Source organism: Streptomyces sp. NPDC086554, from assembly GCF_040686095.1.
GTDB lineage: Bacteria > Actinomycetota > Actinomycetes > Streptomycetales > Streptomycetaceae > Streptomyces.
On record NZ_JBFBJK010000026.1, the window covers coordinates 71,273 to 94,259 of the forward strand.

General features: G+C 70.5%; 20 protein-coding genes and 3 pseudogenes. 13 read left to right on the top strand and 10 right to left on the bottom strand.

Annotation, left to right across the window (positions count from 1 at the left end; translation table 11 throughout):
• Positions 1-6: 6 nt before the first annotated feature.
• The 7 genes from AB0O76_RS34415 to AB0O76_RS34445 all read left to right on the top strand — a co-directional run bounded on the left by AB0O76_RS34415 (position 7) and on the right by AB0O76_RS34445 (position 8,343).
• Positions 7-819 (top strand): alpha/beta hydrolase, encoded by an 813-nt coding sequence (locus tag AB0O76_RS34415; RefSeq protein ID WP_365499580.1) that lies wholly within the window; start codon positions 7-9, stop codon positions 817-819.
• Complete coding sequence (locus AB0O76_RS34420) at positions 816-1,982, top strand: nucleotide disphospho-sugar-binding domain-containing protein (RefSeq protein ID WP_365499583.1); 1,167 nt, start codon at positions 816-818, stop codon at positions 1,980-1,982. Before AB0O76_RS34415 ends, AB0O76_RS34420 begins: the two co-directional genes overlap by 4 nt.
• Positions 1,979-3,862, top strand: a complete 1,884-nt coding sequence (locus tag AB0O76_RS34425) for a class I SAM-dependent methyltransferase (protein WP_365499586.1) — start codon at positions 1,979-1,981, stop codon at positions 3,860-3,862. The genes AB0O76_RS34420 and AB0O76_RS34425 overlap by 4 nt, the downstream gene beginning before the upstream one ends.
• Positions 3,863-3,866: 4 nt before the next feature.
• Complete coding sequence (locus tag AB0O76_RS34430) at positions 3,867-4,760, top strand: galactokinase (RefSeq protein ID WP_365499589.1); 894 nt, start codon at positions 3,867-3,869, stop codon at positions 4,758-4,760.
• Between the two features lie 23 nt (positions 4,761-4,783).
• Positions 4,784-5,971 carry an alkaline phosphatase family protein gene (locus tag AB0O76_RS34435; RefSeq protein ID WP_365499592.1) on the top strand — a complete coding sequence of 396 codons (1,188 nt, stop codon included), beginning with the start codon at positions 4,784-4,786 and terminating at the stop codon, positions 5,969-5,971.
• Between the two features lie 105 nt (positions 5,972-6,076).
• Entirely contained in the window at positions 6,077-7,330 is a 1,254-nt protein-coding gene (locus AB0O76_RS34440) for an MFS transporter (protein WP_365499715.1), read from the top strand.
• Positions 7,327-8,343 carry a TolB-like translocation protein gene (locus AB0O76_RS34445; protein WP_365499595.1) on the top strand — a complete coding sequence of 339 codons (1,017 nt, stop codon included), beginning with the start codon at positions 7,327-7,329 and terminating at the stop codon, positions 8,341-8,343. The genes AB0O76_RS34440 and AB0O76_RS34445 overlap by 4 nt, the downstream gene beginning before the upstream one ends.
• 24 nt (positions 8,344-8,367) lie before the next feature.
• Here the strand turns inward: AB0O76_RS34445 and AB0O76_RS34450 are convergent.
• Positions 8,368-8,538, bottom strand: a pseudogene (locus tag AB0O76_RS34450) (LuxR C-terminal-related transcriptional regulator); the annotation flags it as partial.
• A gap of 351 nt (positions 8,539-8,889) precedes the next feature.
• Here AB0O76_RS34450 and AB0O76_RS34455 point away from each other — a divergent pair.
• On the top strand, positions 8,890-10,053 hold the full coding sequence (locus AB0O76_RS34455) for a hypothetical protein (RefSeq protein WP_365499598.1): 1,164 nt from the start codon (positions 8,890-8,892) through the stop codon (positions 10,051-10,053).
• 522 nt (positions 10,054-10,575) lie between these two features.
• Here the strand turns inward: AB0O76_RS34455 and AB0O76_RS34460 are convergent.
• A pseudogene (locus AB0O76_RS34460) lies at positions 10,576-11,524 on the bottom strand (integrase core domain-containing protein).
• Between the two features lie 383 nt (positions 11,525-11,907).
• A complete protein-coding gene (locus AB0O76_RS34465) occupies positions 11,908-12,768 on the bottom strand; it encodes an NAD(P)H-binding protein (protein WP_365499601.1) in 861 nt (286 codons plus the stop codon).
• 82 nt (positions 12,769-12,850) lie between these two features.
• On the opposite strand from AB0O76_RS34465, the gene AB0O76_RS34470 reads away from it, so the two are divergent.
• The gene (locus tag AB0O76_RS34470) at positions 12,851-13,357 is read left to right on the top strand and encodes a MarR family transcriptional regulator (protein ID WP_365499604.1); all 507 of its coding nucleotides are present in this window, start codon (positions 12,851-12,853) and stop codon (positions 13,355-13,357) included.
• Between the two features lie 101 nt (positions 13,358-13,458).
• Here the strand turns inward: AB0O76_RS34470 and AB0O76_RS34475 are convergent, their stop codons facing one another.
• From AB0O76_RS34475 to AB0O76_RS34485, 3 genes are read right to left on the bottom strand one after another with little or no spacing between them, the layout of a single operon-like run.
• Positions 13,459-14,694, bottom strand: coding sequence for an FAD-dependent oxidoreductase (locus tag AB0O76_RS34475; protein ID WP_365499607.1), 1,236 nt, complete (start codon positions 14,692-14,694; stop codon positions 13,459-13,461).
• Between the two features lie 49 nt (positions 14,695-14,743).
• Positions 14,744-16,357 carry a multicopper oxidase domain-containing protein gene (locus tag AB0O76_RS34480; protein WP_365499610.1) on the bottom strand — a complete coding sequence of 538 codons (1,614 nt, stop codon included), beginning with the start codon at positions 16,355-16,357 and terminating at the stop codon, positions 14,744-14,746.
• Positions 16,350-16,796 (bottom strand): hypothetical protein, encoded by a 447-nt coding sequence (locus AB0O76_RS34485; protein WP_365499612.1) that lies wholly within the window; start codon positions 16,794-16,796, stop codon positions 16,350-16,352. The genes AB0O76_RS34480 and AB0O76_RS34485 overlap by 8 nt, the downstream gene beginning before the upstream one ends.
• A 97-nt stretch (positions 16,797-16,893) precedes the next feature.
• Between AB0O76_RS34485 and AB0O76_RS34490 the strand changes: the two genes are divergently transcribed.
• Both AB0O76_RS34490 and AB0O76_RS34495 read left to right on the top strand, forming a co-directional pair.
• The gene (locus AB0O76_RS34490) at positions 16,894-17,817 is read left to right on the top strand and encodes a LysR substrate-binding domain-containing protein (RefSeq protein WP_365499615.1); all 924 of its coding nucleotides are present in this window, start codon (positions 16,894-16,896) and stop codon (positions 17,815-17,817) included.
• 104 nt (positions 17,818-17,921) lie between these two features.
• Positions 17,922-18,239 carry a helix-turn-helix domain-containing protein gene (locus AB0O76_RS34495; RefSeq protein ID WP_365499618.1) on the top strand — a complete coding sequence of 106 codons (318 nt, stop codon included), beginning with the start codon at positions 17,922-17,924 and terminating at the stop codon, positions 18,237-18,239.
• A 50-nt stretch (positions 18,240-18,289) separates the two neighbouring features.
• Here AB0O76_RS34495 and AB0O76_RS34500 read toward each other — a convergent pair whose 3' ends face one another.
• The gene (locus AB0O76_RS34500; protein WP_365499621.1) at positions 18,290-18,757 is read right to left on the bottom strand and encodes a luciferase family protein; all 468 of its coding nucleotides are present in this window, start codon (positions 18,755-18,757) and stop codon (positions 18,290-18,292) included.
• Between the two features lie 167 nt (positions 18,758-18,924).
• Entirely contained in the window at positions 18,925-19,404 is a 480-nt protein-coding gene (locus AB0O76_RS34505; protein WP_365499624.1) for a MarR family winged helix-turn-helix transcriptional regulator, read from the bottom strand.
• Between the two features lie 30 nt (positions 19,405-19,434).
• Between AB0O76_RS34505 and AB0O76_RS34510 the strand changes: the two genes are divergently transcribed.
• On the top strand, positions 19,435-20,592 hold the full coding sequence (locus AB0O76_RS34510; RefSeq protein ID WP_365499627.1) for a bifunctional NAD(P)H-dependent oxidoreductase/GNAT family N-acetyltransferase: 1,158 nt from the start codon (positions 19,435-19,437) through the stop codon (positions 20,590-20,592).
• 325 nt (positions 20,593-20,917) lie between these two features.
• Here AB0O76_RS34510 and AB0O76_RS34515 read toward each other — a convergent pair whose 3' ends face one another.
• Positions 20,918-21,457 (bottom strand): GNAT family N-acetyltransferase, encoded by a 540-nt coding sequence (locus AB0O76_RS34515; RefSeq protein WP_365499630.1) that lies wholly within the window; start codon positions 21,455-21,457, stop codon positions 20,918-20,920.
• A gap of 109 nt (positions 21,458-21,566) precedes the next feature.
• Here AB0O76_RS34515 and AB0O76_RS34520 point away from each other — a divergent pair.
• Positions 21,567-21,742, top strand: a pseudogene (locus AB0O76_RS34520) (MFS transporter); the annotation flags it as partial.
• Positions 21,743-21,924: 182 nt separating this feature from the next.
• Here the strand turns inward: AB0O76_RS34520 and sigJ are convergent.
• Entirely contained in the window at positions 21,925-22,860 is a 936-nt protein-coding gene (gene sigJ / locus AB0O76_RS34525) for an RNA polymerase sigma factor SigJ (protein WP_365499633.1), read from the bottom strand.
• Positions 22,861-22,987 lie beyond the last annotated feature (127 nt).

A 22,987-nucleotide genomic window follows, 5' to 3' on the forward strand; every position in this document is an offset into this window, starting at 1 on the left:
CCCGCCATGGCCGAGATCCTCGCCAACTCCGTACGCCTCCACGTGCAGCGGCTGCCGGGCCGTGACCGCAGTTCCACCGAACCCGTCGCCGTCTTCCTCCACGGCCTGGTCGTGGACAACCTCTCCAGCTTCTACTGCACCCTCGCCGTCCCCGCCGCCCGGGCCGGGCACGACGTCGTCCTGTACGACCTGCGCGGCCACGGCCGCAGCGAGCGGCCGCCCACCGGGTACGACACCGACACCGCCGTACGGGACCTGACCGCCATGCTCGCCGCCCTCGGCCTCGCCCAGCGCCCCGTACACCTCATAGGCAACAGCTACGGCGGCATGCTGGCGCTCCACACCGCGCTCGCCCACCCCGGCCTCGTCGCCGGGCTCATCCTCATCGAGGCACCGCTGAGCGGCCCCTGGTTCGAGAACATGCTCGACACGCTCTCCGTCGCCGCCCTCGACCTCGAAGGCAGCCACGTGCCGCAGGAACTCGCCTCGATCGGAGCGCGCAAGGCCGCCCGCCTGACCACCACCGCCGACGAACTCCTCAACCGCACCACCCTGATCGACGACATCGCGGCGGCCCGGCCCTTCACCCCCGAGGACTTCGCCCGGGTGCACTGCCCCGTGCTTGCCGTCTGCGGCGAGCACTCCGAACTGCTCCCCGGCGCACGCGAATTGGCCCGCCACGCACCCCACTGCACCGTCCGCGTCCTGCCGGGCCTGGGCCACGACGTACTCAAGGGCGGCACCGACGAGCTCCGGCGGGCGGTGCTCGACCGACTCGCCGGGCCCGCGCGGCGCCAGCCCGAGGCGGTGACGGTATGAAGGTGCTGTTCGTCGTCCCGCCGTTCGCCGGACACGTCAACCCCACGGTCGCTGTCGCCGCCGAGCTGACCGCTCGCGGACACGACGTCGCCTGGACAGGTCCCGCCGAGGTACTGCACCAACTGCTGCCCGCGGGCGCCGAGTTGTACCCATCCGGCGACAGCGCGGAAACCGGCGGCTACGGCACGCTGCACGAGCACTGGCGCGACCTGCGTGGAGTCGCGGCCCTGCGCTTCCTGTGGGAGGAGGCGATCATCCCGCTCGCCCATGCCATGCTGCCCGGTGTCGAGAGGGCGGTCGACGCGTACGCCCCCGATGTGCTCGTCGTCGACCAGCAGGCGCTCGCCGGAGCGGTGGTCGCCCGGCGGCGCGGACTGCCGTGGGTGACGTCCGCGTCGACCTCGGCAGAGTTCACCCGGCCCTTCGCCGGCTTCCCCCGGGTGGGGGAGTGGGTGGCGGACCGGATCGCCGGACTGCTCGCGGCCTGCGGGGCGCCCGCAGGCTGGGACGCGCGCTTCTCGGACCGCCTGGTCCTGGTGTTCTCCACCCCCGAACTGGTCGGCGCCGACGAGACGTACCCCCAGAACTACGCCTTCGTCGGCCCGGCCCTCGGCCCGCGCCCGTCCGACTGCTCGTCCTTCCCGTGGCAGCGGCTGGATCCAGTACGACGCCGGATGCTGGTCTCGCTCGGGACGCTCAACCGGGAGGCGGGCGGTCGGTTCTACGCCACGGTCCTGCGAGCCGTGGAACAACTGGCCGACCGCGTCCAGGTCATCCTGGCCGCACCCGCGGACACCGTCGGCGAGGTGCCGGACCACGTCCTGCTCCAGGAGTACGTCCCCCAACTCCAGCTCCTGCCGCACCTCGACGCCGTCGTCTGCCACAGCGGCCACAACACCGTCTGCGAGGCCCTCGCCCACGGCCTGCCCCTGGTAGTCGCGCCGATCCGCGACGACCAGCCGATCGTCGCCCAACAGGTCGAGGCGGCCGGAGCAGGTGTCCGGGTGCGCTTCGGCCGGGCCCGGGCGGGCGAGCTGCGCGACGCGCTCGAAGCCGTACTCGACGACCCCGCTCACCGCCACGCCGCCCGCCGCATCCAGGCGTCCTTCGCCGCGGCCGGCGGTGCCGTGACCGCGGCCGACCGGTTGGAGAAGCTGACATGACACAGCCCCGTACCCGCGTCCCATGGGCGGCCCTCGCCGCGCTGGCCGGGCTCACCGCCGGAACCGTGCGCGCCCGCCGCAGACTGGCCGCCGTACCGGTCCTGGATCTTTCCCCCGACGCGAGCAGCCCGCCCCGGAACGAATGGCACCTGATCACCGCGCGCGGAGTCGACCTCGACGACGCCACCCTCCGCGCCGCCGTCGCCCACGCGGAACGAACCGGCTTGCAGGTACTCGACCTGCTGCCCGGCCGCCTCGATACGGAACGCGCTCTGAGCCTGCTCCGCGTCCTGGACCCCAGCGCCCACCACTACGCCCGCACGGCCGAGGGCCGCGGCGCCGGACACGCCCTGCTGGTCGCCGAGGACGTCCGGCGCCGCTCGGGGATCGGCAGCGGGACAGAGCTCGGTCCCGAACTCGGGACCGAGCTCATGACCGACGAACTCCACACCCTCCTCAAGCGCTTGAAGGAGTACGCCGCCACCGCGACCGGCGTCGCCATCGCACCCGGCCTGGCCGCCCCCACCCCCGACCTCGCCCTGCGGGCCGCGGAACTCCGCGCCCAGGGGCTGCCCCCGGGCCTGGTGGCCACCGCCCAACTGGCCGGTCTCGCCCTGCTCCTGCGCGCGGCCGTCGCGGACCGGCGCTGGGGCGCGGCGGCCGCCGCTCTCTACTGCTTGCAGCCCGTCCTCGTCCTCGGCGGTCCCCGGAGCCCCCTGCGCCCGGCCGACCTGCCCCGCGCCGCCGCCGCGCGGCCTCTGCACTCCCTCGGCGCCGCACTCCGTACCGCCGTGAGCGCCCGTCCAAGGCCCGGTCCTTCGCCCGAACTGGAGGCGCTCCGGCCGTACTACACCGCCGAACTGAAAGCCGGCACCGACCGGTTCTTCGAGGACCGTCGCCCCAACTGCCCCTGGTGCGGCTCCGGCTCTCTCTCCGTACGCACCCGCGTCCCCGACCTGTTCCAGGGCAAGCCGGGCCGGTTCACCCTCGAACAGTGCGGCGACTGCGAGCACGTCTTCCAGAACCCCCGTCTCTCCCTCGACGGCCTCGACTTCTACTACCGCGACTTCTACGACGGCCTCGGTGACGGCGGCGCCGACGTCGTGTTCGCCAGGATGAGCCGTTCGTACCGCGGCCGCGCCGAAATGCTGAAACCCTTCGGGACTCCCACCGCCTGGCTCGACGTCGGCACCGGGCACGGCCACTTCTGCGACGGCGCGCGCGACGTCTGGCCCGACACCCGCTTCGACGGCCTGGACATGGCCGCCGCCGTGCGGGAGGCACAGGCGCGTGGCTGGGTCACCACCGCCCACCACGGCCAGTTCCCCGACCTCGCCGCCGGGCTCGCCCACCGCTACGACACCGTGAGCATGTACCACTACCTGGAGCACACCCGCGACCCGCTCGCCGAACTCGACGCGGCCGCCGCCGTACTGCCCACCGGCGGACATCTGCTCATCGAGCTGCCCGACCCCGAATCGCGCCTCGCCCGCCTCCTGGGCCCCGCCTGGCTGCCCTGGTTCCAGCCCCAGCACCAGCACCTCATCCCGGTCGCCAACCTCCGCCGCGCGCTGGCAGAGCGCGGATTCACCGTCCTCGCCGAGGAACACGGCGCCGCCCACCAGTCCTGCGACTTCTTCGGCGCCGTCCTCCTCACCGCGAACCGGCTCGCCCCCAACCCGTACGCCCCCTGGGGCCCGGGCCGCGCCACCCCGGCGCGGCGGGCGTTCCGTGCGGCCGTGCAGACCGTGTCGCTGCCGTGCTACGCCGCCGCGGCGGCCCTGGACGGAGTGCGTTCGGCGGTGGCCCGCGCCACCGACGGCGGCAATGCCTACCGCTTGCTCGCCCGCAAAACACCCGCCGACACGGAAGGCAGGTGAGTACGTGCTTGACCTCGCCCGGCGCCACACCGCCGACCCGCTCTTCCGGCTCGTCGCGTACGCCCTCGAATCGACGCACGACCGCCCCCCGGCCACCGTCTGGAGCGCCCCGCACGCATTCCACCTCGGCTCGCCGCACCTCGTCGCCGCCGCAGGCTGGCCGGTGGCAGCCGCCGCCGCGCCGCGAGACGACGGTCTCGTACGGCTGAGCTCGCTCGCCCACCCGGCACAGAGCTGCGAACTCCCGCTCACAGGACCGCCGCAGCCCCACCCCGCCTGGGCCGCCCGCACCTATACCCTCCTGCGCACCATGGCCCGCGCCGGATACGGCCGCGGCGGAATCGACCTGCACATCCACTCCACGCTGACCGCCGCGACCGGACTCTCGAGCGCCGAACCCCTGGAGTGCGCCGTGGCGCTCGCGGTCGCCGACCTGCACGCCCGCCCGCACACCGGACCCGCCAGGCCGCGCCCGCCGCGCGGCAGGGTGGCCGCCCTCGTCCGGGACGCCGCGCCCGACGGCGACGACGCGCTGCGCCAGGCCGTGCTGTTCGCCCGGCCCGGCCAGGCTCTGCTGCTCGGCGGCGGCCACGGCGGCCGACGCCACGTCCGCCTCGACCCGGCCGAATGCGGGGCTCGGCTGATGCTCCTTGTGACGCGCGGCGACAGCGCGGGCGCGGACGATGTCCGGCGCGCTGTGGCGTGTGCCCGGCGCGCGGGGGCCACCGCCGACTGGTGGCCCGGTCCGCAGCCGGAGCGCAGCGGTCTTGTGCTGCTGCCGTACGAGCGGCTGGCGGCCGTACGTACCGCTGTGGCCGAGGAGTTCCGCAGCCGCGGGCTTCCCGTGCCGCGCCTGGTGAACATCACCGTGGCGGGCGCGGCCCGCCGCGAAGAGTGAGTCAGGACAAGGAGGAACACCCCATGAAACCAAGAGCCTTGCCGGACCGGACACCGGCCCGGCCCAGGACGTGGCGGGCAACCGCCGCCGGGATCTTCAGCACCCTCGCCCTGGTCGCCGCCTTCGGCGTATCCGATTCAAGTGCCGCGCAGCGCCCCGCGGCCGCCGCGCTGCCCAGCTACGACCACGTCGTGGTCGTCGTCTTCGAGAACAAGCAGTACGGCGAGATCATCGGCAGCGCCAACGCCCCCTACATCAACCAGCTCGCGAACGCCGGCGCCAGTCTGACCGCCATGAAGGCCCTGACCCACCCCAGCCAGCCGAACTACTTCAACCTCTTCTCCGGCGCGACCCAGGGCATCACGGGCGACGGCTGCTACACCCCGCAGTCGATGAGCGCCGCCAACCTCGGACAGGAGCTGATCGCCGCGGGCAAGACCTTCGCCACGTACAACGAAGACCTGCCGAGCGAGGGGTCCACGGCCTGCACCAGCGGTCAGTACGCGCAGAAGCACAACCCCTGGTTCGCCTTCAAGAACGTGCCTCTCAACACCGGAAAGACCTGGGCACAGTTCCCGAAGAGCGACTTCTCCCAGCTGCCCCATCTGTCGTTCGTCGTCCCGAACCAGTGCAACGACATGCACTCCTGCCCGGTCGGCACCGGAGACACCTGGGTGAAGAACAACCTCGACGCTTACGCGCAGTGGGCCAAGGCCAACAACAGCCTGCTGGTGCTCACATGGGACGAGGACAACTTCCTCGGCTCCAACCAGATCGCCACGGTCTTCTCCGGCGCCAAGGTCAAGCAGGGCAAGTACAGCAGCGCGTACAACCACTACAACCTGCTGCGTACCTTCGAAGACCTCTTCGGCACCACCCACGCCGGCAACGCCGCGAGCGCCACCCCCATCAGCGAGGTCTTCGGCGACGGTACGACGCCGCCGGATGGGGACCTGAAGGTGTCCAACCCCGGTACGCAGACCTGCAAGTTCAACCAGAGCTGCACCATCCAGATCACCGCCACCGGCGGCAAGGCACCCGTCAAGTACAGCGCCACCGGACTGCCGTTCGGCCTGAGCATCGACAGCACCACCGGCCGGATCACCGGCAAGCCCTGGCAGACCGGCACACTCCAGATCACCGCAACGGCCACCGACTCCACCCCGGCCTCGGCCACCACCACCTTCCCTCTCACCGTCAACTGGTTCTGACAGCACGTCAGTGACAGGAAGGGAGGCACGGTGTACTTGTCGGCAAGCCGGGCCGCCGACACCACGGCGGGCGTACGCCGCACCCGGCCGCGCCCGCCGCGCGGCATCGGGGTCCGCCGCGCGGTCGCCGGCAATGTCATCGCCCTCGGCGCGGTCAGCCTGGTCACGGATGTCTCCGCCGAGATGGTCACTGCCGTGCTGCCGCTGTATCTCGTGGTCGGCCTCGGCATGTCTCCGCTCGCCTTCGGTGCCCTCGACGGCCTCTACCAGGGCGCAAGTGCCCTGTCCCGGCTGGCCGGTGGCTATGTCGCCGACCGCGCCCAGCGCCGCAAGCTCGTCGCGGGCGCTGGTTATGCCGTGTCGGCCGCCTGCAAACTCGGCCTGCTGGCGGTAACGACACCGTGGGCGGTCGGTGCGGTCCTCGCCGCCGACCGCACCGGCAAGGGGCTGCGCACCGCCCCGCGCGACGCGCTCATCTCCCTGTCCTGCCCGCCCGAGGAGCAGGGCCGCGCTTTCGGGGTGCACCGGGCGATGGACACGGCCGGCGCACTGCTCGGCCCGCTCGCCGCCTTCGCCGTGCTGTGGGCCGCTCGTGACGGCTACGACGCCGTGTTCGTGGTCAGCTTCTGCGCCGCCGCACTCGGCGTACTGCTGCTCGTACTGTTCGTACGGGAGCCGTCCGCCATTACGGGCCCGAGGAAGGGCGCGGACAAGATCGCGGACAAGGACGCGGACAGGAAGAGGCACCGTCCGGGTGTCCTGCGTTCCCTGGCCCGTACTTCAGGCCTGCCCCGGCTGTGTCTGATCGCCGCGCTGCTCGGCGTGGTCACCGTCAGCGACTCGTTCCTCTATCTGTTGTTGCAGCGCCGCCTCGATCTGCCCGCCCCGTACTTCCCGCTGCTGCCCGTCGGCGCCGCCGCCGGGTTCCTGCTGCTGGCCGTGCCGCTGGGGCATCTGGCCGACCGGATCGGCCGCCGACAGGTCTTCCTCACGGGGCACGGGGCGCTGCTCATCGCGTACGTGTTGCTGCTCGCGCCCTGGGGCGGCGGGCCGGTGGCGGCCGGAGCCGTACTCGTACTGCTCGGCGCGTTCTACGCGGCCACCGACGGCGTACTGATGGCCGCCGCCGGTCCTTTGCTGCCCACGGACCTGAGGGCGAGCGGCCTCGCCCTCGTCCAGACCGCGCAAGCCCTCGCCCGCTTCGCGGGCTCACTGCTCTTCGGCGCGGGCTGGATGTACTTCGGGCCGGAAGGCGCCCTGACCGTGGCCGCCGCCGGTCTGGCCGTCGCGCTGGCAGCAGTCGCCGCCCTGTCCACCCTCCATCCCCACCGCCACCTCCACCGACGGAGTCCCTCATGAGCATCAGGGCTCGGCTGCTCGTCCTCGTGCTCGTCACCGCCGTCCTGGTCGTGGTCGCGGCCGTTGTCACCCTGCGGGCCGCCGACCGCGCAGCCGAACGCGATCGGACCAGACAGGGCGAACCAGGCGCCAGGGCAGGTGTGGTGACGTTGCGTCAGCCGCAGCGTCTGCTCTTCCGCAACCTTGCCTGGGGGCCGCAACGCGATCACGTCTCCTCCGTCCCGCTGTCCACCCCGGCCGGGCCCCGCACCTCCGCGCCCCGCGACTGTCTGCGCTTCCACGCGGCCGCCGGTACAGGCATCTGCCTCCGTGCCACCGGCGGAGTGGTCCCCGGTCACGAAGCCGTGCTGCTGGACGCGCGGTTGCGGCCCGTCCGTACCTTCCCGGTGCCCGGGATACCCACCCGCGCCCGCGTATCGCCGAGTGGACGACTGGTGGCGTGGACGGTCTTCGTCAGCGGAGACTCGTACGCGGGCAGCGTCTTCTCCACCCGTACCGCCGTCTACGACAGCCGCACCGGCACCCTCCGGCCCGACCTGGAGAAGTTCGCCGTGATCAAGGACGGGCGCCGCCACCGGGCCGCCGACCACAACTTCTGGGGCGTCACTTTCGCCGCCGACGACAACCGTTTCTACGCGACCCTCGCCACCCGTGGCCGTACGTACCTGGTCGAGGGTGACCTGGGCCGGCGCACACTGCGGACCCTGCGCGAGAACGTCGAATGCCCGTCCCTCTCCCCGGATGGCACTCGTGTCGCCTTCAAGAAACGCGTCCCCGGCGCATCCGCCGGTACGCCCTGGCGGCTGTACGTCCTGGACCTGCGCACCGGCCGTGAGACCGCGCTCGCGGAGCGCAGAAGTGTCGACGACCAGGCCCTGTGGCTGAACGGCCGCACTCTCCTCTACGCCCTGCCCGGGGACTTCGGCGCCGACCTCTGGTCGGTCCCGGCGGACGGCGGCGGCACACCACGCATGGTCGTGAAGTCCGGCACGTCTCCTGCCGTGGTCGACTGAACGGGCGCCCGGGGCTCCCGGGCGTCACCGTGAGCGCAGTGCGGTGGCCGGCCGGGCTCTGGAGCGTACGTCCAGCTTCTGGTCGATACGGGTCAGCCTGGCCTCCACCGTTTTGACGCTGAGGAACAGCTTTGCCGCCTCCTGGTTGCTCGCCCCCTCGCAGACCATCACCGCCAACCGCATCTCCGCCTCGGTGCGCGGTCTGACGGGACCGAGCCTCGTGGCGGCAGACGCATTTCATGGGTGAGGTTGTGGATCGTTGCGTGCTGCCTTCGACGGGGTGGTCAGGGCGGTGGAGCTACAAGTATTCGGTGGACCCCTGGTTTCGGTAACCGGGGATCCACCGCTATGTTGCCGCGCCACTGAGGCACTCACGCGCTGCTCATTGCCCAGCGTGGACTCCGTACCCTAAGGCGGCGCGGGATATAACGAGCCGACTCGGGGCGTGTAGGGCCTTGCTGCCGGGCGCGCCAACTGCGCTTTCTGATGTGGCTGTTCAGGTCGTGACACCTCAAGCTGTCAGTGGGGTGCGCAAAGCTTGCGCTTATGATGATCGTTGCTGTGTTTGCCTGCTGCGCCTTGTTGGCGGCAGCGTCGGTGAAGGTTTGGCGTTTGTGGGTAGGGCCGTGGGCCGAGGTGCGGTTCGTGGCTCCCGTTCGGCTAGTGCGGGATGACTTCGCGCGCGAACATGCTGCCGAGTTCTTGCGGGAGACTCGGGCATCTCTGGCTGAGGTGGATGACGTTGACCTGCCTGACAACCTGCCTGGTCTCGCCCCGGCCTGGGTGCTGCAGTGGTGGATGTCCTTCCTTAAGCTGGTGCCGGCTCTCGTGGTCACGTACTTGATGGCGCTGTTCGGGGTGTGGCACTTGGACGTGCTGGTGCGCAGTGGTGTCGAGGTGGGGCGGCAGGGCATTCAATCGGTGGCCGACATGCCCGTGCGGCTCTCGGATGTCAACTTCGGGGCGGAGTGGGGATACTGGCGCGGGTTCGTCGTTTATGGGCTGATAGTCCTGATTCTCCTCCGGTTGTTCCGGCTGGTGCATCCGGCGCCGGACCACAAGCTCGGCGATCCGAGTGCGGCTTCGCCCGAGCTGGAGATCGGGCCGGCGAGCTGCTGGCCCGTGGTCGCTTTGCTGGCCAGCGCGGCCCGGTGCGGGCGAGCCCACCGCACATGGGCAATGGGCGGCCCGTTTGCTCCGCTACCCCGTGCATCGTTGCGCACTGCGGAGCAGGTCATTTGGCGGGCCTACTTGACGCGCGAGCTAGGTCCGCGGTCACCTTTGCGACGTCCGGGCGGCAGGCCGCACGAACGCAGAGTGCTCAAGGCTCATGCCGCGCAGGTGATCGGCGCACTACGGGTGGCAGAGGCACGCCAGACTGCTCACCCCGATGCGGCACTGCGGGACTTGACCTCGATGCTGATGACTATCGCCGAGCGGTACGCCGAAGGGCGCATCGGTCACCTGCTTGACGACGACCGATTGGATCCCGCAGTTACAGCCACCCGCTACGTAGCCTGGCGGGTGCTGGCGGCCATGCTGCTGGTCGCGTGCGTTATCGGTGCAGCGAGTGTGGCTGGCGTCCCATCGGAGGCGCTCGGTCCGCTGTTGGGTGGTAGCGCAGTCTTGGCGGTCTGGGTCTTCTTCCGTGATCGCGGGATGAGCCCGCATGACCTGATCGATGTGCTCCGGGGCGCCGATCGCCGCTGATCGACCACTGTTTGCGCCTCATCGATGATTCGGGCAGAGGGCCACGTCCAAGACCCTGTGAGTACGGGGCCCGGCGGCCTGCCTGTCGCCCGCCGCAGCAGGGAAAGACGCGGCGAAGAGGTTCGGGCGCCAAGCTCTGCTCGCGCGGGGTACGGACCGCAGGCGTGATCTGGGCAGGCGGCGGGTGGAAGAGATTCCCCGGGGCGTGCGCTAAGGGAGATTCTGCTGGCCAGAGGGGGGGTGTTGAGGCAGATGGGAACAGTGGGGAGGTCCGGGCGGCGGCCGTACGTGTCGCGGTTGACGGTACGGCGCTGGCTCGATGCGTCGTCCCGGAGCATGGTGCGTTTGATGGATCTCCCATGACCACGGCCGGACCCCGATGGGGCTCCGGCCGATTCGTCATTGGGGCAGCGTGGCGCACAGAACGTCGGCTCTGGCGCTTGGTGTGTCGTCTGTGTCGGCGTCCTCGGGTTCAGGCAGCGCCCGCATCATTGCGCCTGCCGAAAACCCCATCCTCGCAGTTCAAGCGGCATGTTGGTACTCGTGCAGCACTCCGCCGAGGCGGTCTCTTCGGCGTACGTCGAGGTGGGTGATCTGTGTGCGGGTGAGTGGTTCGGGGGTGGCGCGCAGGGGTGCTGCCTGGTCTATCGCTTGGGGGGCCGGTGGAGGTTGTAGTGCAGTTCGAACTGGTGAAGTGCGTGGCGTAGATGGCGCTCATTCCAGATGAGGGTGCGGTCCAGTAGTTCGTGGCGGCAGGTCTGCACCCAGCGCTCCATGATCGCGTTCATGCGCGGGATCCGGATGCCTGCGTTGCTCAGGATCTTGTCGAAGAGGGCGGGGTACTTCGCGTCCCGGTCTCGGATCAGGTAGGCGACGGTGGCTTGCGCGTCCGTGAGGTTCATGGCCAGGTTGCGGGCGGCTTGGCTGACCCAGGCTGCGGTGGGGCGTGCGGTGGTGCCGAGGATCCGGATGCGGCGGGTGGCGTGTTCGATGACCGCGAGGATGTACTGGCGTTGGCCGGTCAGAGGCACGGTCTCGATGAAGTCGCAGGCCAGGAGGGCACCGGCCTGGGAGCGCAGGAAGTCAGCCCAGGTGGTGGCAGCCCGGCTGGGCGCAGGATCAGCGTACGGATCGAGCGGACCGTGGGCGGTTGGCCGGGCTTCTTCGGCCGGCAGGTGCGGGCGTGGAGCCGTTTGATCAGGTCGCGGTGCCAGCGCAGCACGGTGTCTGGCCGGACCAGTAACCGGAGCCTTCGCAGGACCTGACGGGGTAGCGGCGCCAACAAGGCGGCAAGCAACGCCCGGTCTTCCGCAGTGAACTTCACCCGCTCTGCGCCGAGTTGCCGCTCCACGACGGTGAGCTGGTGGCGCAAGGCGAGGATTTCCGCGTCCTTGTCGCGGTCGCTCATCGGCCGTAACCGCAGCGCGGCGAACATATTGGTGACGGTCAGGTAGGCGAGACGAAGCAGCACGAGTGCTCATCCTGCCCCACCATCCTGACCTGCATGGATGACATATTCGGCAGGCGCAGTGTTCGCTCCAGCTCTAGGACGAGGCAGGCACGCGGAGCGTCACACCGGGCGTGATCTCAGGTTTCGGGGGCGCCGTCATAGTGAGGCGTGAACCGCCCACTGCCCACGGACGTGCAGGTCCGTACGCGATGGAGGCAGCACTCGAAAAGGGCCGGTGCGGCGACCGATGGGCCACGATGAGCAACGCCGAGATGCAACTCGGCGTTGCTCATGCGGTGTTCTTATCGCCCTCGTCGACCGGCACCTGGCGAAGACCAGGTCGCACGCCGGACGCTCCCGCGTGGAACGTTCGGCTGCCGGACGGCCGGTGATGTTGGGGCAGGCTACTCTCCGCCCGTTCCGGTGAAGGCAGCGGCGTTCTCGGACACCCACCGCGCGTAGCCCAGTGCCGGCCGGTCCAGGATCCGTTCCACGGTGTCGTAGGTGTGGCCGGGCGTCTTGGCGTAGCCGGCCAGCGAGCCGAGCAGCCGTTCGGGGACGTCAGCGGGCAGTCCTTGGGCGAGCATCGTGCGGCGGACCTCCTCGGGGTCGACCTCGCGGAAGGTCAGCTCGCGACCGATGGTGTCGCCGATGATCTGGACCTTGTCCCGCTGGTCGAGGGACCGAGGCCCAGTCAGCGCGTGGGCCTGCCCCGTGTACCCGGGTTCGCTGAGCGCACGTACGGCCACTTCGGCGATGTCGCGCGGGTGGACCGGTGAAGTGGCTGCCGCGGCGTAGGCGCCGTGCACCGCGCCGCTTGCGCGGATCTGTGGGGCCCAGGCCAGGGAGTTGGTGGCGAAGTCGGCGCACCGCAGGACCGTCCACGGCAGCGCGGAGGAACGCACTGCGTCTTCGAACGCCAGGAACTCCTCTATGAACCGCGGATGACCGATGGGCTGTTCCACGGTCAAGGCCGACAGCGCCACGACCTGCTTCGCTCCTCGCTCGGCCGCCAGGGACAGCAACTCGGCGGCGGCGGTGCCGACCGGACGCGGGCCGAGCAGCAGCGCTTCGATGTGGCCGGGGAGAGTGGTGGCCAGGGATGCGGGGCGGGATGGGTCGCCGGACACGAGGTGCGCGCCGTCCGGCAGCACTGCGGAGGGGTGGCCGCTGCGGGACACGGCGGCCACCTCCTGACCGCGCTCCAGCAGCAGCCGCACGGCTTCGCGCCCGACGTGCCCGGTCGCTCCGATCACTGTGAACATGATGTGCCCTTCTGTCCGACTCGATAGTCCGAGTGCCGTAACATATGAGAACCGTAACACTTTACTTTGGAGTCCGTACATTATGAGATCCGTATCAGGTGAGGCCGCAGGGCCGTCCGGGCCAGCTGGGCCCGACGGCCGCAGTCACCGCCGTGCGACTGCCGGGGTCAAGCAGGGCCTCCGCGAGCTGGACGCACAGCTCACCTTGCTCAACCGGCAGGTCGGCGCCCGGGTCGGCCTCAAGGATGTGGACATGGACTGCCTCGAACTCATCAACGTCCACGGGCCGCTGAGCCCCGGCGCCCTTGCCCGCCGCGCCGGATTGCACGCTGCCACCATGACCGGCGTCCTCGACCGGCTCGAACGCGCCGGATGGATCGCACGCGAACAGGACCCCGCGGACCGTCGGGGCTCCCTTGTCCGGGCGTTGCGCGAACGCAACGCGGAGCTGCTCAAGCACTTCGCCGGGATGGCTGCGTCCGTGGACCGGATCTGTGACGACTACCCGGACGCCGAACTCGAACGCTTCGCTGAGCTCCTCCAACGCCTCGCCGAAGCCGGGCGCACCGCGGCAGAAGGCCTCGCATAGCCGGTGGTTCCGCGAGCTGATGAAGTTCTTGGCCGTGGACCGGATGCGCCGACCAGCGCGCGCCGTCAGGTGTGTCCGTCAAGCCCTCCGGGCGCGGGTGGTCAAGCTGCAGCGTGGGCCAGGTCCGGCAGCGGGACGCCTGGGTCTCCCAGCCGGCTGGCGTCCGTCGGCCGGGCATCGGCGACCAGGGCCCGCAGGTGTTCTGCCGCGCCCCAGTTGTCCAGGGTCATCGCGGCGACCGGGGTCTCGCCGTCCAGCCAGAAGGCCGTGAAGCCCGGGGTGTCGGGGGTGCCGCGGGTGACGACACGGTCCCAGTGGAGGGGGTGGCCGACGTATTCGAGGGTCGAGTCGTACTGGGTGGAGAAGAAGTACGGCACCGTGTCGACGATCTGCGGTGCGCCGGTGAGGGTGGCTGCGGCGGCGGTGCCGTGGACGATGGCGTTGTCCCAGTGGTCGACGCGGATCGGGTTGAGGTGGCGCGGGTGCCGCTGCCGTGCGACGTCACCGGTGGCCAGCGCGGCGGGGTGCGAGGTGCGCAGGTCGGGGTCGACCAGGACGCCCGCGTCCGTCTTCAGGCCGGCCTGTTCGGCGAGTTCGGTGTTGGGGACCGAGCCGATGCCGACGATGACCAGGTCGGCCGGGATGATGTCGCCCGTGGTGGTGTGGACGGCCTCCACCCTCCCGGTGCCGAGGAACTTCTCCACGCCGTCCCCGGTGCGCAGGTCGACGCCGTGGTCGCGGTGATGCCGGGCGAAGATGCCACCGATCTCGGGGCCCAGCACTGTGTAGAGCGGGGTGGGCAGCGGTTCGATGACAGTGGTGGTCAGGCCCAGGGTGCGGGCGGCCGAGGCGAGTTCGAGGCCGATCCAGCCGGCGCCGACGATCACCACGCTGCCGGCGGAGCCGAGCCCTTCGCGCAGTCGGTCGCTGTCGTCGCGGTTGCGCAGATAGTGGATGCCGGCCAGGCCACGGCCTGCCACGTCCAGCCGACGCGCCCGCGCCCCGGTGGCGAGGACAACCTGGTCGAAGGCGACCTCGGTGCCGGCGTCGGTGCGAACGCGACGGGCCGCGAGGTCGAGGTCGGCGGCGCGTTCGCACCTGAGCAGGCTGATGTCGTTCGCGGCGTAGAAGTCGGCCGGGTGGACATCGAGACCGGCCGCGTCGACGGTGCCGAGGAGATAGCCCTTGGACAGTCCCGGGCGCTCGTACGGCAGGTGGGGCTCGTCGCCGATCAGGGTCAGCGGGCCCTCATAGCCGTGGGAGAGACGCAGCGCCTCGGCGGCCTTGGCGGCGGCGAGGCCGGCGCCGATGATCGTGATTCCGTTTCCGGTGGGCATGTGCGGTGATCCGTTCGTCGTCGGTTCGGAAGGGGAAGCGGAATGGAGGTCAGGCGATCTCGATGTTCGCCATCATTCCCATGTCCTCGTGTTCGGCGTTGTGGCAGTGGAAGAGGTAGCGGCCGCGGTAGCCGTCGAAGCGGGTGATGATCTCCGCCGACTCGCCAGGGCGGAGCGAGACGGTGTCCTTCAGCCCGGCGTCCTGCGGCAGCGGCGGTCCGCCGCCGCGGGAGAGCACCCGGAAGCCGACCAGGTGCAGATGGATGGGGTGGTGCACGTCGGCGACCAGCCGCCACACCTCGATGGCGCCGAGCCGGGTGGAGACGTCCGTACGGCCGGGGTCGAAGGCGCGGCCGCCTATCAGCCAGCCGCGGCCGTGCTGCATGTGCCCGGCGCGGAAGGCGAATTCCCGGACCGTGCTCGCCTGCGAGCGCCGCCAGACCGGCAGGTCGGCAGCGAGCCGGTCCGGTACGCGGCTGCGGTCCTTGACCTTGCGGGCGATACGGAAGGCCATCACCTCGCGGGTCCGCCCGCTGCCCAGCTGGTTGCGCAGCCGCACCCGGTCTCCGGGCTCGAGGCCGCCGAAGTCGATGACCACGTCGTAGCGCTCGGCGGGGGCGATCCGCAGCCCAGTGTGCGTGACGGGCGCGGCCAGCAGCCCCTGATCAGATCCGATCTGCACCAGGTCCAGTCGGCGGCCGTCGTCGGTGACCGCCTCCAGGTCGTAGTGGCGGGCGTTGGAGCCGTTCAGCAGCCGCAGCCGGTGGCGGGCGGCGGCCACCTCGTGCACCGGCCAGGGGGCACCGTTGACCAGAATGACGTCCCCCAGCACCCCGGCCGCGTACGGGCCGCGCACGCCCGGTCGGTCGCGCAGGCCGGGGTCGAGGGCCGGGTAGCGCAGCTGACCATCCGCATCGAAGGCGCGGTCGCCGATCATCAGCGGCAGCTCGCGCTCGCCGCGGGGCAGGTCCAGCGCGTCCTCGATCTCGTCCCGCACGATGTGCAGCCCGGCGAGGCCGCGCCAGATCGCCGGGGCGGTGAAGTCCATGCGGTGGTCGTGGTACCAGAGCATGGTGGCGCGCTGGTCGTTGGGGAAGACGTAGTCCTGGGTGACGCGGCTGGTCACGGCGCGTGGATCGGCCATCTGGTGACTGCCCGCGCCGTGGCCCCCGCCGCGATGGTGCTCCGCGTCCGGCCAGCCGTCCGGGAGGATCAGGTCGGTGGGATAGCCGTCGGAGTCCGCCGGTGTGCGGCCGCCGTGCAGGTGCACCGCGGTCGGCACCGGCAGCTCGTTGCGGTGCCGCACCCGGACCGTACGGCCGCGGCGGGACTCGATCGTCGGGCCCGGAAAGGTTCCGTTGTACGTCCACAGCCTGGTGCGGGTGCCGGGCAGGAGCTCCGCGGTCGTCTCGCGCTGGGTGATCTCGTACCGGTCGGCGCCCTTCCCGGTCGCCGGGGTCAGCACCTTCGGGATCGGCAGCGGCACGGTGTACGGCTCGGGCAGCGGCGCCGCGCTGCGCAGCACTCCGCCAGTCAGCGTCGGGCGGTTGGCGAGCGCGCCCGAGAGGCCGAGTCCGCCGCCTGCCAGCAGCCCCAGGGCCCCGCCGACCGCGAGGATCTGGCGGCGCGAGGGCGCGGGTCGTACGTCCGTCGGCTTACGCATCGGAGCCACCCCGCACCCTGCCGGGCAGCGGCCGCGTCCACGCCACGGTGAAGAGCACCGCAAGACCGGCGATCAACGACACCCCGAGCGGAAGGTGCAGCCACAGCGCCCCGTCCATGCCCGCGAAGTACTGCACCGTCTCGGCCGCCACCAGCAGCAGCGACGCAAGCGCCGGCCACCACACGCGCCGCCGCACGGAGTAGGTGACGCCCACGATGGCCTGGGCGAGACCCAGGAAAGACGCCGCATTGGCACCGAGGACATGGAGGTCGAGCCCGCCGATGTCCCCGGAGAGATATACACCGGCGAACACCGGCTGGCCGAAGGCCACGACGGTGTGCAGTGTCACCGCCGCCCGGAACAGCCCGCCGGCGACGCCGGTGCGCGGCGCCTCGCGCACCGGCGCTGTCGCCGGCGAGGCTTCATGAGTGCTGGTCATGCCCCCACGGTCATACTCACTGGGATATGCCGTCAAAGATCAATATTGCTAAACTGCTATAGCCTGAGTGCTATGAGCCCAGGCGGGAGGGGACGCAATGGACCTGCACGCACTCCGGCAATTCCTCGTGATCGCACGCCTGGAGCACCTCAGCCGCGCCGCCGAACAACTCCGCGTCGCCCAGCCGTCATTGAGCCGCACCATCGCCCGGCTGGAGGCCGAGCTCGGCGCGCCGCTCTTCGACCGGGGCGGCCGGCTGCGTCTCAACGACTCGGGCCGGCTCTTCCGCGACCACGTCGAACGGGCCCTCGGCGAGCTGGAGGAGGGGCAGCGCGCGGTGGCCGAGGCCGCCCGCGAGGGCATCGGCAGCGTACGCCTGGCCTCGGAGACCTTCCTGACCCTGACCGGGCCGCTGCGGGCGTACAAGGAGGCGCATCCGGATATCGACGTCCAGCTCCACCAGTTGTCCGCCGACGGCATGCACCGCGCCCTGCACACGCGCGAGATCGACCTGTGTGTGGCCTCGCAGCCGATCGCCGGCGACGGCCTGGAGAGCGTCCATCTGCACGATGAGCAGGTGTGGCTGGCCGCCCCGCCGGATCATCCGCTGGCCGCCCGGGCATCCGTCACCGTCGAGGAGCTGCGGGACGAACCATTCGTCATCTCCCGGCCAGGACACTGGCAACGGCGGCTGCTTGACCGGCTGTTCGCCGTGGCCAATATGACCCCGCGCATCGTCTGCGAAGGTGACGAGCCCGCGGCCACGGCGGCCCTGGTCGGCGTCGGCATCGGCCTCACCCTCATCCCCGCGATCGCCCGCACCGCCGACACCGGCGTCCCGGTCGCCTGGGTCGCGATCGACGCCACGGCGTGCCGCCGCACCCTCACCCTCCACCGCAGGGCCGACGGCCGCCTCTCCACCGCCACCCGCCTCATGCACACCACCCTCGCCAACTGGCCGTGGACCACCGAACCCGAGCGACAGCCCCAAGGGCCGGTCTCCCGCGCCGCCGCGCGGTAACTCTCCTTCGTACACTCGATATCCATCAGATAGCCACAAGCGAGGGAGCGACCGTGCCCAAGCGTGCCCAGCCGGCGGGGCAGGATCCCTGCCCCATCTCTCCCATGGCAGATCTGGTCTTCGGCCGCTGGACGACCGCGGTGCTGTGGACGCTCAACCACCACGGTCGGATGCGCTTCACGCAGTTGCAGGTGCTGCTGCCGGCGGTCACGCCGAAGGTGCTGACCCAGCGGCTGCGGCAGCTGGAGGCGGACGGCCTGGTGACGCGCACGTACTACGCGGAAATGCCGCCGCGCGTCGAATACGAGGCGACGGAGCTGGCCCGCACCCTCGGCCCGGTGTTCAGCGCCATGGTGGAGTGGACGGACCAGTACATGGACCAGGTGCTCGCCGCCCGCGCCGCGTACGAGGGCGAACGCTGACGCCGCGGCCGCACACCCATCGGGTGTGCGGCCGCGGCGTTCATCCTGCGTCAGCTCGTCGCGAAGCGGTGGCTGCGGCGGACCAACTCCCAGACAATCTCGAGCTCGTGCTCATCGCGCGGTCCGAAAACCATCAGCAGGGTCGGTGGCCTGCGTCCCTCCCGCGCGAGCGGATGCAGCTCGCCCCAGCCGGCGGCGACCACCTCCTGCGCCTCGCTCTCCGGCAGCGCCAGGTGCAGGCTGCCGTCCTCGACGCCGTGCAGATGGGCGAACTCGGTGCCGATGAGAAACGCCTCCGCCGGGCCGGCCGCCGCCTCAGGGGCGAGGTGCAGCGCGCGGGTCTCCGGAAAGGAGATGTTGCTGCGGCCGGCGGTGGCGCCGGCCAGGGTGAGCATGCGGCTCCACAGCTGCTCCTGCAGCTCGGCCGGCGCGATCTGGCTCAACTGCTGGTGCGGAATCGCCGGTCCGGTGCGGGGCTTGGGCCCGGAGCGGCTGGACAGATGGTGCTGGATGGCCATGAGGGCCTCCTTTCTGTAACTCCGCAAACGCTACTTTCCCAAGGAAAGTACTTACCTAATGGAAAGTGGCTCAGCCACTGAACTCCTTCCCGGAGCCGTCTGTCTATGGCGGCGCGACTGATGCACACCACTCTCGCGACGTGACCGTGGAGCACCACGGACGAGCGTCAGCCGGAGTGAGACCCGCGCACGGACGTCAGCTTCGCGGCGATGTGCTCCAGGGCGGCGAGATCCTCGGACGTGAGCCGATCGACGAAATGGCTTCGCACCGACGCGACATGAGCGGGGGCGGCGCCCTCGAGCGCGTCCAGGCCGTGCTCGGTGAGGATCAGCAGGCAACCTCTGCCGTCGGCCGGGTCGGGCGCACGCCGGACGAGACCGCGCGCTTCCATGCGGGTGGCGTGCCGGGACAGCCGACTGCGCGACCAGCCCATCTTGGCGGCCTGTTCGCGCAGGGTGCTGGTGCGGTCGGGTCGCTCCGACAGGGTGCTCAGCACCTCGTAGTCGGGTTCGGAGAGCCCGACCGTGGTCAGATCACGAGCAGTGGCTGTCTGGACGGCGGTCACCATGCCGCGGAAAGCCCTCCATGCCCGCTCCTCGTCCGGGTCCAGCCAGCGCACAGTGGCGGCCGACGGTTTCGTTGACATGGAAATAGCCTATCGGCTAGTTTCGTTTCCATGTCAACGAAGACGGTGCGCGTTCTCGTACTCGTGTGCAGCACCCGTCCCGGCGCCCTTGGCCCGGCCATCGGGAAGTGGATGACCGAGACGATCACGCCTCGTGCCGAGGAGCTCCGCGTCGAGCTCGTGCCGCTGGCCCTCGGCGACCTGGATCTGCCGTTCCTCGACGAGGAAGAGCATCCGTCCACCGGTGCCTACCGCCAGGAGCACACGCGACGGTGGAGCGCGATCGCGGATGCGGCCGACGGCTTCATCGTGGTCACGCCGGAGTACAACTACGGAATGCCCGCCACCCTGAAGAACGCCCTCGACTACCTCGGCCGCGAGTGGGCCTGGAAGCCGATCGGCTTCGTCAGCTACGGCAACACCTCGGCAGGCACGCGATCGGTCCAGCACGCCAAGCAGGTGGTGACCACCCTGCGCCTGGTGCCACTGGGCGCCACGGTCGCGATCCGCATCCGCGACGCAACCGAGCAAGGCCGGGTACGCCCGGACAACTCCCTCGCCGGGGCGGCTGTCGGCGTACTGGACGAGCTGGTCCGGGTCGCCCACGCCTTGCGGCCGATGCGCGAGAGGGAACGAGCAGGAACGCCACAGGGCCCCTTGCCGGGATCGTACGTGCGGCGATTGGTCCCCGACGACGCACCCGAGGTCACCGTGCTGCAGCGATGCTGCTGGGTGGACGAAGCCCTGGCCAACGACGCCCTGACCATCCCGGCTCTGCATGAATCGGTGGACGAGGTGCGCGAATGGCTTGCGGCCTGGCACGCGACGGGCCTATGGCGGGACGGCCGCCTCCTGGGCATGGTGCGGGCACGTCGCATCGACACCGACTGGCACATCGGCAGGCTCGCTGTCGCCCCCGACCTGCGGGGGCAGGGCCTGGGGCGCTGGCTACTGCACATCGCGGAGACCGCAGCCGAGCAGACGTTCCGTCGCATCGTGCTGACTACGGGCGCCGCCAGCCGCCGGAACCTCGCTCTCTACAAGAGCGAGGGATACCAGCCGCTGCCACTCGCCGATAACGACGGGACAGTCTGCCTGACCAAGAACATAGCGGCGACACCGTCAAGTGACCCCACCGGCGCCAATGACCGCTTGGCCACCGCCGCTTGCGAGGGCCGAGGTGCTCTTCGGCCCGGCTGCGGCCCCTAGGCGTTCACGGCCCTGCTTTCAGGGTCGTGCGTCCTGTTGGTCTGTGGAGCGTGCGGATGGGGCAGTGGGTGCGGCCAGGCCGGCGAGCAGCCGTGAGGTTCCCCCGGTGTGCAGGAGGTGCTGATCAGCTGGTCAGGGCGGGTTGACGGGGTTTCAGGTTCAGCGGTTCGGCCGTCGTCTGCTCGGCAAAGTGCTTCTCCTCGAACTCGATCGGGCTGAAGCTGCTGTTCGCGGGTGAGGACGATCTTGCCTCGGCGAGAAGGCATCCGATGGGGCGGATGCCGCCTCGCCACCGCAGCCTGATCAAGCGGCCCAGCGGCGAACGTCAGCTCCTCGTATTACGGGCGATGCGGTACAACACGTTCGGACGCAGCGGCCCTTCGGGTTCGGTGGGGTCGTCGAAGTCGTCGGCCGGGTCCCGGGTCATGCCGATCCTGCGCATCACCGCCTGCGAACGCAGGTTGGTGGCTGTTGTGACAGCGAGGATCTCGGGAAGCCCAAGAGTGTCGAAGCCGTGGGCCAGGACTGTCAGCGCGGCCTCGGTGGCGTAACCCTTGCCCCAGGCCGAGCGGGCGAGCCTCCAGCCGATCTCCACTCCGGTGAACGGCATGTAGTCGTCCACTTCGTCCAAGCCTGCGAAGCCGATGAACTCGCCCGTGGCCTGCACCTCAACCGCCCACCACCCGTAGCCGCGCTGGTCGAACTCGGCCTGGAACCGCGCCACGGAGGCATCGCTCTGCTCGCGGGTAAGCAGATCGCCCAAGTGCTCCCGAACCTCAGGATCGGCATTCATGGCCGCCCACGGTTCAAGGTCGGAGTCCCGCCATCGGCGGAGGGCGAGACGATCGGTATGCAGTTCAGCCATGCTGCCCAGCCAATGTGAACTCTGGCCTCAAGGCAATCCCTTTTCCTCCGGGCGACACCTTCACGCAGAAAGAACATGTACTGAGGAGCACCATCGCCGCACGTACGCACTGGTCGTGCTCTGCTGCGTGCAGTTCATGCTCGTCCGGACGACAACGTGGTGAGCGTTGCCCTCCCAGGTCCGGGACGAACTCGGTTTCGGCGTCGCGGGCCCAGCCTGGGTCCGCACCGCGTACTTCCTCGCCTTCGGCGGGCTGTTGCTGCTGTCGGTCGCGCGGCCGACCTGTCCAGCAAGTCGGCGGCGCTTGTCGGCGTGGCGGGACTGGCCACGCCGGCTGCACGCGCAGCGACGCCCTGGCCGGCTCGGCGGCCCTCTGCGCGCCGCGAGGGAGGGCTTCTCGCTCGCGCTCACCGTCGCTGTCGTGCGACTCCTGCTCGGCGTCGCCTTCATCGCCTCGCTGCCTCGACTCAGCACGTAGGCCAAGTCCGGAGCTTCTCGGGATTCCGTACGGCCCACAGGCGCGAGATCCGGTCGCCTGCGAAGTCGAACGCCATCACATCCACCGTGACGCCGTCCTGCTGGACCACCAGGCCCGGCTGGCCGTTGACCGTCCGCTCCAGGATCGTCAGGTCGGGAGCCCGGCCGGTGATGCCGACCAAGTAGCGCGCGATCTTCTCGCCCCCGCTGATGGGATGGGGCGCGGCGTTGACCAGGCCGCCGCCGTCGCCGATCCCCGTGGCCTCGGGGTCGAGGAGGCCGATGAGGGCCTCGATGTCCTTGGCCTCCCAGGCCTGCTTGAAGTCCCTGACGACATCGGCACGCTGGGCCGCCGGAGCCGCGGGCGCCTGCGATGCGTCGATGCGGCGGCGGGCCGACGAGGCCAGCTGGCGGCAGGCCGCCGGGGTTCTGCCGACGATCTCGGCCACCTCGGTGAAGGAGTAGCGGAAGACGTCGTGCAGGACGAACGCGACGCGCTCGGCCGGGGTCATCGCATCGAGCACGACCATGAAAGCCATGCTGATCGACTCGTCGAGCGTGACCCGGTCCGCCGGGTCGGCCGCCCTGCCGCCCGGCTGTCCGTCGATCCACTCCCGGTGATCGGGCAGTGGCTCGGGGATCCACTCGCCCACGTAACTCTCCCGCCTCGCCCGTGCCGAGCGGAGCAGATCGAGGCAGATGCGGCTGGCGACCGTCGTCAGCCAGGCGCCGGGGTTGTCGATGGTCGCCTCCCGCTCCCGGGGCATGGCGTACCAGCGGGCGTACGACTCCTGTACGACGTCCTCGGCATCGGCCAGCGAGCCGAGCAGCCGATATCCGACATTGATCAGCTGCCGCCGCTCGCTCATGATCGCGCTCAGGCTCGGGTCGAGCCCGTCGTCTCCCGCCTCGGACTGGTTCTTCATGGTGCCGCTGCTCCCTTGGCCGCATCTGCCGTCACCGGTACGACGAGGCAGCCTCCCGGAATGTGAGGCGGGCGCGGGGGCCCCCCAAAAGGGGGGGGGGGGCGGCGGAGAGAAGGGGGGAAATACC

What these genes read in the sequence shown, in the direction of transcription:
- AB0O76_RS34465 (WP_365499601.1), bottom strand. Translation starts at nt 12,768, where the DNA reads ATGTTCACAGTGATCGGAGCGACCGGGCACGTCGGGCGCGAAGCCGTG.
- AB0O76_RS34415 (WP_365499580.1), top strand. Translation starts at nt 7, where the DNA reads ATGGCCGAGATCCTCGCCAACTCCGTACGCCTCCACGTGCAGCGGCTG.
- sigJ (WP_365499633.1), bottom strand. Translation starts at nt 22,860, where the DNA reads ATGAAGAACCAGTCCGAGGCGGGAGACGACGGGCTCGACCCGAGCCTG.
- AB0O76_RS34455 (WP_365499598.1), top strand. Translation starts at nt 8,890, where the DNA reads ATGATGATCGTTGCTGTGTTTGCCTGCTGCGCCTTGTTGGCGGCAGCG.
- AB0O76_RS34435 (WP_365499592.1), top strand. Translation starts at nt 4,784, where the DNA reads ATGAAACCAAGAGCCTTGCCGGACCGGACACCGGCCCGGCCCAGGACG.
- AB0O76_RS34470 (WP_365499604.1), top strand. Translation starts at nt 12,851, where the DNA reads ATGAGATCCGTATCAGGTGAGGCCGCAGGGCCGTCCGGGCCAGCTGGG.
- AB0O76_RS34485 (WP_365499612.1), bottom strand. Translation starts at nt 16,796, where the DNA reads ATGACCAGCACTCATGAAGCCTCGCCGGCGACAGCGCCGGTGCGCGAG.
- AB0O76_RS34500 (WP_365499621.1), bottom strand. Translation starts at nt 18,757, where the DNA reads ATGGCCATCCAGCACCATCTGTCCAGCCGCTCCGGGCCCAAGCCCCGC.
- AB0O76_RS34495 (WP_365499618.1), top strand. Translation starts at nt 17,922, where the DNA reads ATGGCAGATCTGGTCTTCGGCCGCTGGACGACCGCGGTGCTGTGGACG.
- AB0O76_RS34505 (WP_365499624.1), bottom strand. Translation starts at nt 19,404, where the DNA reads ATGTCAACGAAACCGTCGGCCGCCACTGTGCGCTGGCTGGACCCGGAC.
- AB0O76_RS34515 (WP_365499630.1), bottom strand. Translation starts at nt 21,457, where the DNA reads ATGGCTGAACTGCATACCGATCGTCTCGCCCTCCGCCGATGGCGGGAC.
- AB0O76_RS34425 (WP_365499586.1), top strand. Translation starts at nt 1,979, where the DNA reads ATGACACAGCCCCGTACCCGCGTCCCATGGGCGGCCCTCGCCGCGCTG.
- AB0O76_RS34475 (WP_365499607.1), bottom strand. Translation starts at nt 14,694, where the DNA reads ATGCCCACCGGAAACGGAATCACGATCATCGGCGCCGGCCTCGCCGCC.
- AB0O76_RS34420 (WP_365499583.1), top strand. Translation starts at nt 816, where the DNA reads ATGAAGGTGCTGTTCGTCGTCCCGCCGTTCGCCGGACACGTCAACCCC.
- AB0O76_RS34445 (WP_365499595.1), top strand. Translation starts at nt 7,327, where the DNA reads ATGAGCATCAGGGCTCGGCTGCTCGTCCTCGTGCTCGTCACCGCCGTC.
- AB0O76_RS34490 (WP_365499615.1), top strand. Translation starts at nt 16,894, where the DNA reads ATGGACCTGCACGCACTCCGGCAATTCCTCGTGATCGCACGCCTGGAG.
- AB0O76_RS34510 (WP_365499627.1), top strand. Translation starts at nt 19,435, where the DNA reads ATGTCAACGAAGACGGTGCGCGTTCTCGTACTCGTGTGCAGCACCCGT.
- AB0O76_RS34480 (WP_365499610.1), bottom strand. Translation starts at nt 16,357, where the DNA reads ATGCGTAAGCCGACGGACGTACGACCCGCGCCCTCGCGCCGCCAGATC.